At 66.8% G+C, this 14,473-nt stretch carries 15 protein-coding genes; 6 read left to right on the top strand and 9 right to left on the bottom strand.

Features of this window, described 5'->3' with window-relative positions; all coding sequences use genetic code 11:
- Positions 1-21 precede the first annotated feature (21 nt).
- From ACWDZ6_RS04590 to ACWDZ6_RS04575, 4 genes are all read left to right on the top strand, one after another.
- Positions 22-1,431 (top strand): FtsW/RodA/SpoVE family cell cycle protein, encoded by a 1,410-nt coding sequence (locus ACWDZ6_RS04590; RefSeq protein ID WP_389180081.1) that lies wholly within the window; start codon positions 22-24, stop codon positions 1,429-1,431.
- Positions 1,428-2,897: a peptidoglycan D,D-transpeptidase FtsI family protein gene (locus tag ACWDZ6_RS04585; RefSeq protein ID WP_389180079.1), complete on the top strand. Its 1,470-nt coding sequence runs from the start codon at positions 1,428-1,430 to the stop codon at positions 2,895-2,897. Before ACWDZ6_RS04590 ends, ACWDZ6_RS04585 begins: the two co-directional genes overlap by 4 nt.
- A gap of 168 nt (positions 2,898-3,065) precedes the next feature.
- Positions 3,066-5,030: a Stk1 family PASTA domain-containing Ser/Thr kinase gene (gene pknB / locus ACWDZ6_RS04580; protein WP_451501644.1), complete on the top strand. Its 1,965-nt coding sequence runs from the start codon at positions 3,066-3,068 to the stop codon at positions 5,028-5,030.
- A gap of 208 nt (positions 5,031-5,238) precedes the next feature.
- A complete protein-coding gene (locus ACWDZ6_RS04575; protein WP_451501643.1) occupies positions 5,239-6,288 on the top strand; it encodes a restriction endonuclease in 1,050 nt (349 codons plus the stop codon).
- Positions 6,289-6,383: 95 nt separating this feature from the next.
- Here ACWDZ6_RS04575 and ACWDZ6_RS04570 read toward each other — a convergent pair whose 3' ends face one another.
- Genes ACWDZ6_RS04570 through ACWDZ6_RS04545 form a run of 6 tightly spaced genes read right to left on the bottom strand, consistent with a single transcriptional unit; the run spans position 6,384 to position 10,612 of the window.
- Positions 6,384-7,058, bottom strand: coding sequence for a class E sortase (locus ACWDZ6_RS04570; protein WP_389180070.1), 675 nt, complete (start codon positions 7,056-7,058; stop codon positions 6,384-6,386).
- Positions 7,059-7,091: 33 nt separating this feature from the next.
- Entirely contained in the window at positions 7,092-8,285 is a 1,194-nt protein-coding gene (locus ACWDZ6_RS04565; RefSeq protein WP_451501642.1) for a class E sortase, read from the bottom strand.
- Positions 8,282-8,920, bottom strand: coding sequence for an aminodeoxychorismate/anthranilate synthase component II (locus ACWDZ6_RS04560; protein ID WP_326651169.1), 639 nt, complete (start codon positions 8,918-8,920; stop codon positions 8,282-8,284). Before ACWDZ6_RS04560 ends, ACWDZ6_RS04565 begins: the two co-directional genes overlap by 4 nt.
- Entirely contained in the window at positions 8,917-9,090 is a 174-nt protein-coding gene (locus ACWDZ6_RS04555; protein WP_307662312.1) for a hypothetical protein, read from the bottom strand. The genes ACWDZ6_RS04560 and ACWDZ6_RS04555 overlap by 4 nt, the downstream gene beginning before the upstream one ends.
- Positions 9,091-9,146: 56 nt before the next feature.
- A complete protein-coding gene (locus tag ACWDZ6_RS04550; protein ID WP_451501641.1) occupies positions 9,147-9,833 on the bottom strand; it encodes a class E sortase in 687 nt (228 codons plus the stop codon).
- A 35-nt stretch (positions 9,834-9,868) separates the two neighbouring features.
- On the bottom strand, positions 9,869-10,612 hold the full coding sequence (locus tag ACWDZ6_RS04545; RefSeq protein WP_451501640.1) for a DUF881 domain-containing protein: 744 nt from the start codon (positions 10,610-10,612) through the stop codon (positions 9,869-9,871).
- 211 nt (positions 10,613-10,823) lie between these two features.
- Here ACWDZ6_RS04545 and crgA point away from each other — a divergent pair, with 211 nt between their 5' ends.
- Positions 10,824-11,081 (top strand): cell division protein CrgA, encoded by a 258-nt coding sequence (gene crgA, locus ACWDZ6_RS04540; RefSeq protein WP_326651166.1) that lies wholly within the window; start codon positions 10,824-10,826, stop codon positions 11,079-11,081.
- 257 nt (positions 11,082-11,338) lie between these two features.
- Here the strand turns inward: crgA and ACWDZ6_RS04535 are convergent, their stop codons facing one another.
- Positions 11,339-12,235 (bottom strand): rhomboid family intramembrane serine protease, encoded by an 897-nt coding sequence (locus tag ACWDZ6_RS04535; protein ID WP_451501639.1) that lies wholly within the window; start codon positions 12,233-12,235, stop codon positions 11,339-11,341.
- A gap of 167 nt (positions 12,236-12,402) precedes the next feature.
- Entirely contained in the window at positions 12,403-12,936 is a 534-nt protein-coding gene (locus tag ACWDZ6_RS04530; RefSeq protein WP_326651164.1) for a peptidylprolyl isomerase, read from the bottom strand.
- A gap of 273 nt (positions 12,937-13,209) precedes the next feature.
- Between ACWDZ6_RS04530 and ACWDZ6_RS04525 the strand changes: the two genes are divergently transcribed.
- Entirely contained in the window at positions 13,210-13,890 is a 681-nt protein-coding gene (locus ACWDZ6_RS04525; RefSeq protein WP_366731431.1) for a DUF5324 family protein, read from the top strand.
- 55 nt (positions 13,891-13,945) lie between these two features.
- On the opposite strand, the gene ACWDZ6_RS04520 is transcribed toward ACWDZ6_RS04525, so the two are convergent.
- Entirely contained in the window at positions 13,946-14,362 is a 417-nt protein-coding gene (locus tag ACWDZ6_RS04520; protein ID WP_451501638.1) for a DUF6344 domain-containing protein, read from the bottom strand.
- Positions 14,363-14,473: the final 111 nt, after the last annotated feature.

The following is a 14,473-nucleotide window of genomic DNA, read 5'->3' as shown; positions in this document are numbered from 1 at the left end:
CCGTAAGGGGCCTTCTCCACCATGAGCGTTGTCACCAACACCACCACGATCGGCGCGATCGACGCACCGAGCCGCCGCAACACCGAACTGATGCTGCTCGCCTTCGCAGTCGTCATTCCGGTGTTCGCGTACATCAACGTGGGACTCGCACTCGACGGCAAACTGCCTGCCGGAGTGTTCGGATACGGCATCGGGCTCGGCCTGCTCGCCGGTGTGGCCCATCTCGCGGTGCGCAAGTTCGCCAAGTACGCCGACCCGCTGCTGCTTCCGCTGGCCACACTGCTCAACGGCCTCGGACTGGTGATGATCTGGCGACTGGACCAGTCGCCCCGGCTGATCCAGCGCGCCGAGAAGCTCTTCGGAGGCTTCAGCCCGGACGCCCCCAAGCAGCTGATGTACTCCGCGATCGGCATCGCCCTCTTCGTCGGCGTACTCATCCTGCTCAAGGACCACCGCATCCTGCAGCGCTACACGTACATCTCGATGGCGGCAGCCCTCATCCTGCTGATCCTGCCGGTGTTCTTCCCGGCGGTGAACGGCGCCAAGATCTGGATCAGCCTCGGTCCCTTCACCATCCAGCCCGGCGAGTTCGCGAAGATCATCATTGCGATCTTCTTCTCCGGCTACCTGATGGTGAAGCGGGACGCCCTCGCGCTGGCCAGCCGCCGCTTCATGGGCCTGTATCTGCCTCGCGGCCGTGACCTCGGACCGATCCTGATGGTCTGGGCGATGTCGATCCTCATCCTGGTCTTCGAGACCGACCTCGGCACCTCGCTGCTGTTCTTCGGCCTCTTCGTGATCATGCTGTACGTCGCCACCGAGCGCACCAGCTGGATCGTCTTCGGTCTGCTGATGTCCGCGGTCGGCGCGGTCGGCGTCGCCTCCTTCGAGCCGCACGTCCAGCAGCGCGTGGACTTCTGGCTCAACCCGTTCGCCGAGAAGACCTGGGCACAGAGCGAACAGATCGGCCAGGCGCTGATGTCCTTCGGCTCGGGCGGCACCCTCGGCACCGGCCTCGGCCAGGGCGACTCCGACCTCATCGGCTTCGCCGCAAACTCCGACTTCATCCTCTCCACTTTCGGTGAAGAGCTGGGCCTGGCCGGAATGATGGCGTTCCTGCTGGTCTACGGCCTGATCGTGGAGCGCGGCGTACGAACCGCCCTCGCCGCCCGCGACCCCTTCGGCAAGCTCCTGGCGATCGGCCTCTCCGGTGCCTTCGCCATCCAGGTCTTCGTCGTCGCCGGCGGTGTCATGGGCCTCATCCCGCTCACCGGAATGACCATGCCGTTCGTGGCGTACGGCGGTTCGTCCGTGATCGCCAACTGGGCGCTGATCGGCATCCTGATCCGTATCAGCGACACCGCGCGCCGTCCCGCGCCGGCTCCCGCTCCGTCCCCCGACGCCGAGATGACCCAGGTGGTCCGACCGTGAACAAGCCCCTGCGCCGGATCGCGATCTTCTGCGGACTCCTCGTCCTTGCCCTGCTGGTGCGCACCAACTGGCTCCAGTACGTCCAGGCCGACGACCTCAACACGAACTCGAAGAACCGCCGCGTCCTGATCGAGCGGTATGCCGCCGAGCGCGGCAACATCATCGTCGACGGCAAGCCCATCACCGGCTCCGTCGAGACCAACGACACCGACTTCAAGTTCAAGCGCACCTACGTCAACGGCCCCATGTGGGCCCCTGTCACCGGGTACGCCTCCCAGGCATTCGATGCCAACCAGATCGAGAAGCTCGAGGACGGCATCCTCACCGGCAACTCCGACCAGCTCTTCTTCGACCGCACGATGGCGATGTTCACCGGCGACGAGAAGAAGGGCGGAAACGTCGTCACGACCCTCAGCGGCGCCGCGCAGAAGGCCGCATACAAGGGCCTCGGCTCCAAGAAGGGCGCCGTCGCAGCGATCGACCCCAAGACGGGCAAGATCCTCGCACTGGCCTCCACTCCCTCCTACGACCCCTCCACCTTCGCCGGCTACTCCGGCAAGGACGAGAAGGCATGGAACGCCCTCGAGAAGGACAAGGAAAAGCCGAAGCTCAACCGCGCGCTGCGCGAGGTCTACCCGCCCGGCTCCACCTTCAAGGTGGTCACCGCGGCCGCCGCGCTGGAGCACGGCGAGATCGACGACATCAACGCGGCGACGGACACCCCGGAGCCGTACATCCTGCCCAACACGCGCACGCCGATGGTCAACCACGCCAACGGCTGCGAGAACGCCAGCCTGATGAAGGCGCTCGAGGTCTCCTGCAACTCCGTCTTCGCCAAGCTCGGTGACAAGGTCGGCCGGGACAAGATGCTGGAGACGGCGCAGAAGTTCGGCTTCAACAACCCCGAGATCGACACCCCGGTGCGCGCGGCCTCCTCCGTCTACAACAAGACGATGGACCGCTCCAGTAACGCGCTGTCCTCCATCGGTCAGTTCGACACCGCCACCACTCCCCTCCAGATGGCCATGGTCTCCGCGGCGATCGCCAACGACGGCAAGCTGATGAAGCCGTACATGATCGACCGGCTGGAAGCGCCCAACCTCGAAGTCATCAAGAGGAACGAGCCGCAGGAGATGAGCCGCCCGCTCTCCCCGAAGAACGCGCAGCTTCTCCAGCAGATGATGGAGAACGTCGTCGAGAGCCCGAGCGGCACCGGCGGCAAGGCCAAAATCGACGGCGTGAAGGTCGGCGGCAAGACCGGTACCGCCCAGCACGGCGAGAACAACAGCAAGCGGCCGTACGCCTGGTTCATCTCGTACGCGAAGACCGACAGCGGATCGCCGGTCGCCGTGGCCGTCGTCGTCGAGGACTCCAGCGGCACCTCTCGCGACGACATCACCGGCGGCGGTCTCGCCGGTCCCATCGCCCGCGACGTGATGCAGGCGGTATTGGACAGCAAGAAGTGACGCGGATCACGTCCGGCGTCCATACCTGCACATTGCGATACCGGTCGGGTATCAGGTGACCGTCACGGGCGGATCAGGTACGGCGTGCCCGGTAGCGTATGCGCGAACAGCACACCGCCGGACCACACACGGGTGCGGTCGGGACTGACGGAGAGGGCTGGAACAGCTATGGAAGAGCCGCGTCGCCTGGGCGGCCGGTACGAACTGGGCTCGGTGCTCGGCCGTGGTGGCATGGCGGAGGTCTACCTCGCCCACGACACCCGGCTCGGCCGCACCGTCGCCGTGAAGACGCTGCGGGCCGATCTTGCCCGTGACCCGTCCTTCCAGGCCCGGTTCCGCCGTGAGGCCCAGTCGGCCGCCTCGCTCAACCACCCGGCGATCGTCGCGGTCTACGACACGGGCGAGGACTACGTCGACGGGGTCTCGATCCCGTACATCGTGATGGAGTACGTCGACGGGTCCACGCTCAGAGAGCTGCTGCACTCAGGGCGCAGACTTCTGCCCGAGCGCACGCTCGAGATGACCATCGGCATCCTCCAGGCACTGGAGTACTCGCACCGCGCCGGCATCGTCCACCGCGACATCAAGCCGGCGAACGTCATGCTGACGCGCACCGGCCAGGTCAAGGTCATGGACTTCGGCATCGCCCGCGCGATGGGCGACTCCGGAATGACGATGACGCAGACCGCGGCCGTCATCGGCACCGCCCAGTACCTCTCCCCGGAGCAGGCCAAGGGCGAGCAGGTCGACGCCCGCTCCGACCTCTACTCCACCGGCTGTCTGCTCTACGAGCTGCTGACGGTCAGGCCGCCGTTCGTCGGGGACTCTCCCGTCGCGGTCGCCTATCAGCACGTACGGGAAGAGCCGCAGCCGCCCAGCAACTTCGACCCCGAGATCACGCCCGAGATGGACGCGATCGTGCTGAAGGCGCTGGTCAAGGACCCCGACTACCGCTACCAGTCGGCCGACGAGATGCGCGCCGACATCGAGGCCTGCCTCGACGGCCAGCCGGTCGCGGCGACGGCGGCGATGGGCGCGGCCGGCTACGGCGGCTACGCCCCGGACGACCAGCCGACCACGGCACTGCGCCAGACCGACCCGGCGGGCCAGACCTCGATGCTCCCGCCGGTGAACCCGGACGACGGCGGCTACGGCGGCTATGACGACCGCCCGGACCGTCGCCGCCAGAAGAAGTCGAACACCTCCACGATCCTGCTGGTACTCGCGGGCATCCTGGTGCTGGTCGGAGCGGTACTGATCGGCAAGTCCGTCTTCGGCGGCACCGACGGCAGCAGCAAGGTGCCGGTGCCGCTGCTCGTGGGCAAGCCGTACCCGGAAGCCGAACAGCTGGTGATCAACGCGGGCGTCAAGATCGCCAAGTCGGGCACTCAGCGGTGCGACCAGCCGAAGAACAGCATCTGCAGCCAGACCCCCAAAGACGGCAAAATGAATCAAGGAGAGACGGTCCAGGTCGTCGTCTCCGAGGGCGCCCCCAAGATCGAGGTCCCCGACGTCACCGACAAGCCGGTCGACAAGGCGACGGACATCCTGGTGAGCAAGGTCTTCAAGGTCGAGACCAAGGAGATCGAGTCCGACCGGGAGCCGGGCACAGTGCTCAGCCAGGACCCACAGGGCGGCTCTCAGGCCGAAAAGAACTCGACGGTCACCCTCACCGTGGCTAAGCAGACCAAGATCAACGTACCTCCGGTCGTGGGCCAGCAGTTCGACGCCGCCAAGAACCAGCTGGAGACCCTCGGGTTCACGGTTGTCCGGAACGACATCGACGCGGAGCAGCCCGCGGGTCAGGTCACCGAGCAGGACCCGCCGGGCAACTCGAAGGCCGCCAAGGGAGCCACGGTCACGCTGAAGGTCTCCAAGGGACCACCGCAGCAGACCGCCCAGGTGCCCCAGCTGTTCAACCAGACGCTCGGCCAGGCCAAGCAGCTCCTCGCCCAGGCGGGACTGCAGCTCGGCACCGTCGACGGCCCGAGCGACGACAACGCCAAGGTCATCATCCAGGACCCGCAGGCCGGTCAGCCTGCGACGCCGAATCAGCAGGTCAATGTGAGGACCATCGCCGGTGACGGCGGCGGTGGCCGGAACGGCGGCGGCAACGGGGGAATCTTCGGCTAGCGGCCCCTCCGCGCCCCGTATTCCGTACGGAAGAGCCCCGGCACCCGACCAAGGGTGCCGGGGCTTCTGCCTGTGCCGTCGACCACGTCGCGCACGTTCTCGACCATCGGTCGTGTCTTCATATGTCCTGACTCGTTGGGCCGGATGGGGCGGGGACTCAGGCTCCACCGCCGCAGCGCCAGTTACACGAGTAGACAGGGGCGGGCACGTGCTCAACGAAGCTGTACTGCTGGAGTCGAGGTCGCTGCGCGAGGGTGTGGTCGCGCGGACAGAAGTGCTTGAGAGGGTCAAGGCGCTGTCGCTGCTGCCGGATGGCATACATGTGACGACGGCGATGGTCGCCGCCTACTTCGAGGTCGCCGAGACTGTGATCAACAACCTTCTCAGCCGGCACCGTGAAGAGCTCGAGGCAAACGGTCTACGGGTCCTGCGCGGCGCTGAGCTGCAGGAATTTAAGGAACTCACGCTGAGCTCCTATCGTGAAGGTTATCCACAGCCCCGTTCGGGGATGGCCATCTGGCCACGTCGAGCGGTCCTCAACGTCGCCATGCTCCTCCGCGACAGCGAAGTCGCACGTCAGGTGCGCACGTACCTCCTCGACATGGAGTACATGGCCTGCACCGCACCTGTGGACAACTCCGTCCACAGTCCCGCCGACTCCCTCGACGACCACATCGACCGGCGCATCAGCCACATCCTCGGCACGGCCGTCGTCCCCATGTTCAACGCCCTCATCGAGAATTCGGGCGAACACCGAAAGGAACTTATCGCCCTACGCCAGGACATCCAACGCGTCGAGCGCAGACTCTGCCACCACCACACTCGGCTGCGGCGGCTCGAAGGCCCACGGAAAGACCGGCCACTCGCCGGAGTCACGGCCGCCATCGACGCCATGAACGGCTCCGAGTTCGAGGAGCACATCGCCGGCCTGCTGCGCCGCGACGGCTGCACCGACGTCGTCGTACGAGGCGGTCATGGTGACCGGGGCGTGGATATCACCGGGCGTACCCCTGACGGACGACCGGTCGTCGTCCAGTGCAAGAGGTTCGCGCCCCACAACTCCGTGACGAGCCCCGACGTCCAGAAGTTCCTCGGGGCCGCCAAGGTGCTGCACAAGGCCGACGTCGCGCTCTACGTAGCGACGTGCCCGTTCACCCGGGACGCCCTCAACATCTCAGCCGAGGGCGGTGTCACCGCGGTACACCGAGGGCTGCTGGAGGCCTGGAGCGCGGGCACGGCGCTGAACGCACTCGGATAGCCGACGCGGCACAGAAAGGGCCCGAAGCCGCAAAGGCAGTTGCGACATCGGGCCCCGGTCGGCCTGGAACGACTGGTGTCCTTCAAGGAGGTCTGTCAGCGCAGTTCCACCGGCGGCGTACGGTCCTTGTCGACCTTCTCCGTACGCGCCAGCTCGCCCCACACGATGTAGCGGTAGTCCGAGGTGTAGACGGGCGTGCACGTCGTCAGCGTGATGTAGCGGCCCGGCTTCGACTTCCCCGACTCCTTCGGGACCGGCCTCAGCACATCGACGTTGTACTTGGAGGTCTCCTTGAGCTCGTTGTAGACCTTGTAGACGTACCAGGTGTCCCGGGTCTCGAAGACGATCGGATCGCCGTTCTTCAGCTTGTGGATGTTGTGGAACTTCGCCCCGTGCCCGTCCCGGTGCGCGGCCAGCGTGAAATTGCCCTTGCTGTCCCAGGGGAGCGCCGACTTGATCGGGTCCGCGTAGTAGCCCGCGATGCCGTTGTTGAGGCTCTTGGTGTCGGTGCCCTCCCGCACGAGCACCTCGCCGTTGTTCATGGCGGGCACGTGGAGGAAGCCGATGCCGCCCTTGGTGTCGAGCGCGCCAGGAGCGCCGTTCCAGCCGTCGCGCATCCGGTTGGCCTGCTTGGAGGCCTCACGGTCGGCGAGAACGTTCGTCCACCACAGTGAGTAGACGACAAAGAGCCCCAGCACCAAGCCCGCGGTGATCAGCAGTTCGCCGAAGACACTGATGGCGCCGGCGATCCGGCTACGCGCACGTGACACTGCACCTGTTCCCGTCTTGAAGTCCCACAGCGTTCAGCCGACAAGCGCATCGGGTTTGCCCTTGCTGCGCGGCCGTTCCTCGACCATCTTGCCCCACACGATCAATCGATACGTACTCGTGAATTCCGGTGTACACGTCGTCAACGTGATGTACCTGCCCGGCTCGGTGAATCCGGAGCCGGCCGGCACGGGACCGATCACTCCTACGTTCGACGGCGAGGTCTGGGGGAGGGTACGCACCGTCTTGTACGTGTAGTACGCGTCCTGAGTCTCAACGACGACCAGGTCCCCCGGGTTGAGACGATTGATGTAACGGAACGGTTCACCGTGAGTGTTGCGGTGCCCCGCGACCGCGAAGTTGCCCGACTTGTCAGCGGGCATCGCGGTCTTGAGCTTGCCCTCGCCGTAGTGACCGACCATGCCGCGGTCGAGGACGTTGTGCTTGCTGATGCCCTCGGCGATCGGGACGACCACATCCAGCTTGGGGATGTGCATGATGGCGAAGCCCTGGCCGGGCTCGAACACGCCGGGCTTACGGCCCTTCGCCCAGTCGTCCTGGATCTTGTTCGTCTCCTGGCCGGCCTCTTGCCCCGCGCGTATGTTCGTCCACCAGAGCTGGTACGTGACGAACAGCAGCATCAGCACGCCGAAGGAGATGAAGAGCTCGCCGATGGCACGGCTGGCGATGACGGCGGGGCTGTCCTTGAGCGCACGCGCGGCACGGCGGGCCTCGACACGCGAAAGAGGCTTGGCGGACCCGGACCCGGAGTCGGCCGAGGCGGTGGCAGCGGCGGCAGCGGGCTGAGACCGCCTACGGCCCCGGCCGCCCTTGGCCGCCTTGCGGCGCTCGGCCCGCCCTGGACCGGCAGGAGTCTCTGCCGCGCGACGCGTGTCCGACGTACGCAGCGCGACGGTCTCGTCGTCCGGTACGGGCATCGGGCCGGTCGCCTGCATCGGCGCGGGCTCCGGTGGCGGCGCGGACACTGGCTGCAGCGCGGACGGTCGTTGCGGCGCTGGAATCGGCTCCGGCTGTACGTACCAGTCCCGCTGATAGCCCTCAGGATCGCCCACGTCGTACTGGCCGTATCCGGACCACTCCTGAGGCTGCGGCTGCGGCTCCTCCGGCTCCGGAACGCCCGGCGCCCGGAACCACGGCGAGCCGTGCTCCCCCGGCGGCAGCGGGTCCGTCAGCGGGTCGTACCCGTCCTCAGGGCCTGCGGCGCTCACGCCAAGGCCTTGCCCACCACCGGTGCGAGCCCCGCCGAACGGCCGATCGCCCCGGTGTCGCCGCACTGCTCCAGCCAGTTGGCGAGCATCAGATGGCCGTGCTCGGTGAGGACCGACTCGGGGTGGAACTGCACGCCCTCGACGGCCAGTTCACGGTGGCGCAGCCCCATGATGATGCCGTCCGCCGTCCGCGCCGTGACCTCCAGCTCGTCCGGCAGATCCGCCGGCTCGGCGGCCAGCGAGTGGTAGCGGGTCGCGGTGAACGGCGAGGGCAGCCCGGCGAAGACGCCCTTGCCCTCGTGCGTGACCAGCGAGGTCTTGCCGTGCAGCAGCTCGGGGGCCCGGTCCACCACACCGCCGTACGCCACCGCCATCGACTGCATCCCCAGGCAGACGCCGAAGACCGGAACCCCGGTGTCCGCGCAGTGCCGCACCATGTCGATGCACACACCGGCCTGCTCGGGCGCTCCGGGACCGGGGGACAGCAGTACGCCGTCGAAACCGTCCTGCGCGTGCGCGAGTTCGACCTCGTCATTGCGCCGGACCTCGCACTCGGCGCCGAGCTGGTACAGGTACTGGACGAGGTTGAAGACGAAGCTGTCGTAGTTGTCGACGACGAGGATGCGTGCGCTCATCGGGCCGCCCCCGCCCCGTCGACCGTCACATCGTTGAACGGGAGCAGCGGCTCCGCCCACGGGAAGACGTACTGGAACAGCACGTAGACGACCGCGAGAGCGAGCACGAGCGAGATGAACGCCCGCACCCATGCGTTGCCCGGCAGATGCCGCCAGATCCAGCCGTACATGCTGTCCCTTTCCGTTCGGTACCGCACCAGACTAAAGGGCTGCAGAGGTACATGGGTCAGCTGCGCAAAGCTTCCGGTTTGCCGTCGGTCACAGGCTGGGTGGCGTCCAGATGCGCCCAGACGACCAGCCGGTGGCTGCTGCCCCATTCCGGATCGCAGGTGGTCAGCGTCAGATAGCGTCCCGGGCCGTCGAATCCGGACTTGCCCGGGACGGGGTCGATGACGCCGACATCGCTCGGCACGGTCCGGTAGGGCCTCTTGTCGATGCGGTACGTGAACCAGGTCGTACCGTCCGTCAGTACGACCGCGTCCCCGGGACGCAGCTTCGGGAAGTCCTTGAACGGGTCGCCGTACGTGCGGCGGTGGCCGGCGACCGAGAAGTTGCCGCTGCCGCCGAGCGCGGCGGTGGAGGTGTAGTGGCCGAGGCCCTTGTGGAGGGTACGCACCTCGGTGCCCTCCAGAACAGGCCAGTCCCAGCTCGTGCCGAAACGGGGGATGTACATGACCGCGAAAGGCTTTCCGTCCTCGTAGGCCTTCGGGCCGGGAGTCACTGTGCGATCGGGCGCGGGAGCCGCGGACGGACCCTGCGACCACCTGTCCTGGAGCTGGTCGATCTGGCTGTCCGTGGCACTGCCGGCCTTGATACCGGTCCAGAACAGCACGTACACCACAAAGAGCATGATCAAGGTGCCGACGGTGATGCAGAGTTCGCTGAAGGTCCTGACGATCAGACGCACCGACACCGGCTCCCCCAAGCACTGCCCAGCCCAGCCCGGTACTACCCCACGGGCTTCGCGTAGTGGAGATCCACTGTGCCCGAGTAGCCGGGGAGAGTCACCGCCTCATGCTCGCCGACTTTCCAGCCGAGACCGTAGGCCTTCACATACAGCTGGTAGTTCTGGATCGCCGGGGAGACGGTGAGCGCCTTTTTGAGGGCACTCGGGTCACCTACAGCGGTGATCTTGTACGGCGGAGAGTAGACGCGGCCCTGGAGGATCAGCGTGTTTCCCACACACCGCACGGCGCTGGTGGAGATCAGCCGCTGGTCCATGACCTGGATGCCCTTGGCGCCGCCCTTCCACAGGGCGTTGACGACGGCCTGCAGATCCTGCTGGTGGATCACCAGGTCATTGGCCTGCGGCTCGGGGTAGCCGGGGGCGGCCTGTGCGTTCGGCGGGGCGTCGTTGAGGGTGACGGTGACGGCCGGCCCGCTGATCTTCTTGGTGCCCGCGGCCTGCTCCAGGGCGTTCAGCCTCAGGTCCTCGGCCTTGGTGGAGCCGTCGTCGCGCCGGGCAAGGGCGTCGACATCGTCGCGTACCGCCGCGGTGGACTCATCGAGAGCACCGTTCTTGGTGCTGCGCTGCTCGATCAGGTCGGAGAGCCTCAGCAGCGAGGCGTCCGTACGGATATTGGTGCCCTTGGCGGTGTTGAAGCTCGTGACGAAGATCAGCCCGGCGAGAGCGAAGACAGCAGCCGTCAGCAGCCGGACCGTCTTGCCCGTCACCCAGCCACCACCCCTCATCGGACTTCGCCCCTCTCCCTCTCCGTCGCAGCGGTGAACCGGCCCTTGGGGAAGTCGGCAGAATTGCTCAACGTACCCTTATCTCCTCAGGCGCCGCGGAAGCACTACGCTAACGGACGCCCGGGGGCAGCAGTGTTCCCCCTCGCTCCAGCCCCGGCGCCAGCCACAGTTCCCTGCGCGGTCACGCAGCGCATCGACAGGAGAGTCCCTCGTGCCGAAGTCACGTATCCGCAAGAAGGCCGACTTCACGCCGCCGCCGGCATCGAAGCAGGCGACGAGCATAAAGCTGACAAGCCGCAGCTGGGTCGCACCGGTGATGCTCGCGATGTTCCTCATCGGGCTCGCCTGGATCGTTCTCTTCTATGTGACCGAGGGCGATCTGCCGATCAAGAGCTTCGGCAACTGGAACATCGTCGCCGGCTTCGGCTTCATCGCCGCCGGCTTCGGCGTCTCCACCCAGTGGAAGTAGCCGTTTCGCAGCCCGCCCGTCAAGCTCTGCCCTGAGGTTATCCACAGCGTTGTCCACAGCAGGGGAAAAGGTCTGACGATCTGTGGATAACTCTCGGAGCGTTGACGCCAGTGTGACTGCATCGGCCATGTTGGTGAAGCGACCCGCCCCTTGTCTCTCCTGGGAAAGCCCAGCTCAGCGACAAGGGGCACGCTTGTTCCCCACAGCATGCACAAGATCCGACACACGCTGTGGACAACTTTGGGGAAAGGTCACGCTCAGGTGAGCGAAGCGGTCCTGGCCAGCACCATCCCCACCGTCGCCAGAAGGACAAGTGCACAGGTCCCGACCTGGACGAGGGTGCGGCGCTCAGCCGGCGCGTGCACCATGGCGTACCCGATCACGACACCGGCAACGAGCCCGCCGACGTGGGCCTGCCACGCGATGTTGGCCCACCCGAAGGTGAAGATCAGGTTGATCACCAGCAGCGCGATGACCGGCCGCATGTCGTAGTTCAGCCGGCGCATGAGAACGGCGGTCGCGCCGAACAGTCCGAAGATGGCACCCGAGGCGCCCAGCGACGGCACGTTCGAGCCGGCGATCAGATACGTCAGCGCACTGCCCGCCAGGCCGGAGAGCAGATAGAGGGCGAGGTAGCGGACGCGGCCCAGGGCAGCTTCCAGCGGGCCACCGATCCACCACAGGCTGAGCATGTTGAAGGCGATGTGGACGTAGCCGCCGTGCAGGAACATCGCCGTCACCAGGCGATACCACTGTCCTTCGGCGACGCCCTCGACCGATCCGAGCTCCGGGACGAAGGCCCGCCCGATCAAGTCGAACTGGTCGGTGAATCGGTCCCCGACCGACAGCTGCACCAGGAAGACGGCCAGGTTGAGCCCGATCAGGATCTTGGTCAACAGTCGCGGATCAGTGGCGACAGAACCCCCGGCGACCGTCCGCGGCTGGTTCGCGGACGGTGCGTGCCCCGTGCCCGATCCGGTACGCACGCACTCCGGGCACTGGAATCCGACCGATGCGCTGACCATGCAGTCCGTGCAGATCGGCCGCTCGCAGCGGGTGCAGCGGATGCCCGTATCGCGACCCGGATGCCGGTAGCAGCTCGGCAGGCCGTGCGCGTCCTGCGGCTCCTGTGGACTGCCTGACGCCTGGTCCATGAGGTCCCCTCAATCTCCCTGACTCAACACACCGCCCGTCCATCCTTACGGACGGGCGGCGCGAAATGGTTCCCCTGGGGACCAAGCCCGGGCTCACACTCAGAATCGGCGCAGGGCCGAGCCCGGGCTCACGTCCGAGGCCGCACCCGGGGGCCAGGCCCCGGGGATCAGCCTTCGCGGGTCTCGACGACGACCGACTGGATCACGACGTCGTTGAGCGGGCGGTCGGTGCGCGGGTTGGTCTGGGCGCCCGCGATGGCGTCCACGACCTTCTTGCCCGCGTCGTTGCTGACCTCACCGAAGATGGTGTGCTTGCGGGTCAGCCAGGCGGTGGGCGACACGGTGATGAAGAACTGCGAGCCGTTGGTGGCCGGGCCGGCATTGGCCATGGCGAGCAGGTACGGCTTGTCGAAGGCGAGGTCCGGGTGGAACTCGTCCTGGAACTCGTAGCCCGGGCCGCCGGTGCCGTTGCCGAGCGGGTCGCCGCCCTGGATCATGAAGCCGCCGATCACACGGTGGAAAACCGTACCGTCGTACAGCCTGTCCGTGGACTTCTTGCCGGTCGCCGGGTGGGTCCACTCACGCTCGCCCTGGGCGAGCTCGACAAAGTTCTTGACGGTCTTGGGCGCGTGGTTCGGCAGAAGCCGGATTTCGATGTCACCTTGGTTGGTCTTCAAGGTGGCGTAAAGCTGCTCGGCCACGATCTGCCTTCCGTAAGTCTTCTCTGAGGTCCGTCGATCCTCGCACGGGGGAGACGCCTACGGATAAAAGCCGCCGAGTCATCGCCGGAGCGGCGCGTTATGAGGCGAACCGTGGCATCGTCGTCCGCAAGCTCCCTACATGACCCGGATGCCCGCCCCACATGCCGAGGCGGCACTCAACAGGCATGATTTTCAAACGGGTGGAAAGGCGAAACTGTGCCCAACTGGGAATAAACCCCAGACCCCCAGAACGCCACCGATGAGGAGGATCCCGTGACCCGCATGGACAGCGTGCGCGCCGCGACCGGTACGGCGAAGGAGAGCGTCCTGCACGCCGCGGAAGTGGTGGCGCCCTACGCCGGGACGGCCAAGGAGCAGGCCGCGCATTATGCGCAGGAGGCCCGCGAACGGCTGGCGCCCACAGTCTCGAAGGCCGCTGGTCAGGCCCGTGTTCAGTACGACGTATTTGTCGCGCCGCATGTGCCGCCGAAAGTGGACAAGGCCGCGCACCGAGCCGCGCACAAGGCTCGGAAGGCCGCTCGTCAGGCGGCGGACTACACCGTTCCGCGTGTCGAGCACGCGGTGGCGGTCGCTCAGCCTGTACGGGAGGAGGCCATGGCCCGCTCGGCTGCCGCGCTGGCCGCATTGCGCGGACAGGTGACGGCCAAGGAGATTCAGAAGCTGGTGAGGAAGCACGAACGGCGGTCCAAGGCCGCACGGCTCGCGAAGGGTCTCGCCGTCATCGGCGTGCTGGCCGGTGGAGCTGTCGCCGCTTGGAAGTGGTGGGACAAGCAGGCCAACCCCGATTGGCTGGTGGAACCGCCTGCTGCCACGGAGGTCTCCGACCGCGCCCCGCTGTCGTCCGTCGACGGCAGTGGACAGGATGATCTCGACCCTGAGGTGCAGGCTAAGCAGAACGAGGCGGAGGCTGGGGATCGCGACGATCTCCGCTGACCGCATACCGCCCCTGTGGCCAGTGGCGCCGGGAGATGTGAGTGCTCCCGGCGCCTCATGCGGCGGCGAGCGCCGGTTCCGGGGCGGACGCGGAGGCGGGCCCGGACCCGGCGGTGGACGCGGCCCCGGAGGCGCAGCCCGGTGAGTCGTCGGCATCGGCGTCGATCGCGTGGAGATGCCGGGTGGCGGGCGAGGAGCCGTGGGCTTCGGCGCGAATACGCTGCTTGATCGTGGGCGGCAGTGACCTGTCGCGTGGCGTCGGGCTCCATCGCGTACTCGGCGCGGGCAACGTCGTCCGTAGGGCTTGCGCACGCATCTGCTTCGGCAGGCTCGGCAGGGCCGGCTGATCCGGTGTCTGCGGGGCGGGCTGCTGCGCGGCGGTGGCCGCGGTGGTCAGTCCCATCGAGGCAAGCAGCGCAAAGAACGCGGCAATGAATGCGGTCCACAGATTCTTGACCTTGCAGGCGGTCATGACCCCTCGCTTTCGGGTTGAGCGATCTACATACCTTTCTCATGATGTGTACGCATCTCGAGAAGTGGGGGAGCGACGCCGCCGCTGGGCAGTTCTTCGGATGAACACCAC

The organism is Streptomyces sp. NPDC002926 (genome assembly GCF_053591755.1).
This window is presented reverse-complemented; position numbering and strand designations above follow the sequence as displayed.

What these genes read in the sequence shown, in the direction of transcription:
- ACWDZ6_RS04590 (WP_389180081.1), top strand. Translation starts at nt 22, where the DNA reads ATGAGCGTTGTCACCAACACCACCACGATCGGCGCGATCGACGCACCG.
- pknB (WP_451501644.1), top strand. Translation starts at nt 3,066, where the DNA reads ATGGAAGAGCCGCGTCGCCTGGGCGGCCGGTACGAACTGGGCTCGGTG.
- ACWDZ6_RS04560 (WP_326651169.1), bottom strand. Translation starts at nt 8,920, where the DNA reads ATGAGCGCACGCATCCTCGTCGTCGACAACTACGACAGCTTCGTCTTC.
- ACWDZ6_RS04555 (WP_307662312.1), bottom strand. Translation starts at nt 9,090, where the DNA reads ATGTACGGCTGGATCTGGCGGCATCTGCCGGGCAACGCATGGGTGCGG.
- ACWDZ6_RS04545 (WP_451501640.1), bottom strand. Translation starts at nt 10,612, where the DNA reads ATGAGGGGTGGTGGCTGGGTGACGGGCAAGACGGTCCGGCTGCTGACG.
- ACWDZ6_RS04535 (WP_451501639.1), bottom strand. Translation starts at nt 12,235, where the DNA reads ATGGACCAGGCGTCAGGCAGTCCACAGGAGCCGCAGGACGCGCACGGC.
- ACWDZ6_RS04520 (WP_451501638.1), bottom strand. Translation starts at nt 14,362, where the DNA reads ATGACCGCCTGCAAGGTCAAGAATCTGTGGACCGCATTCATTGCCGCG.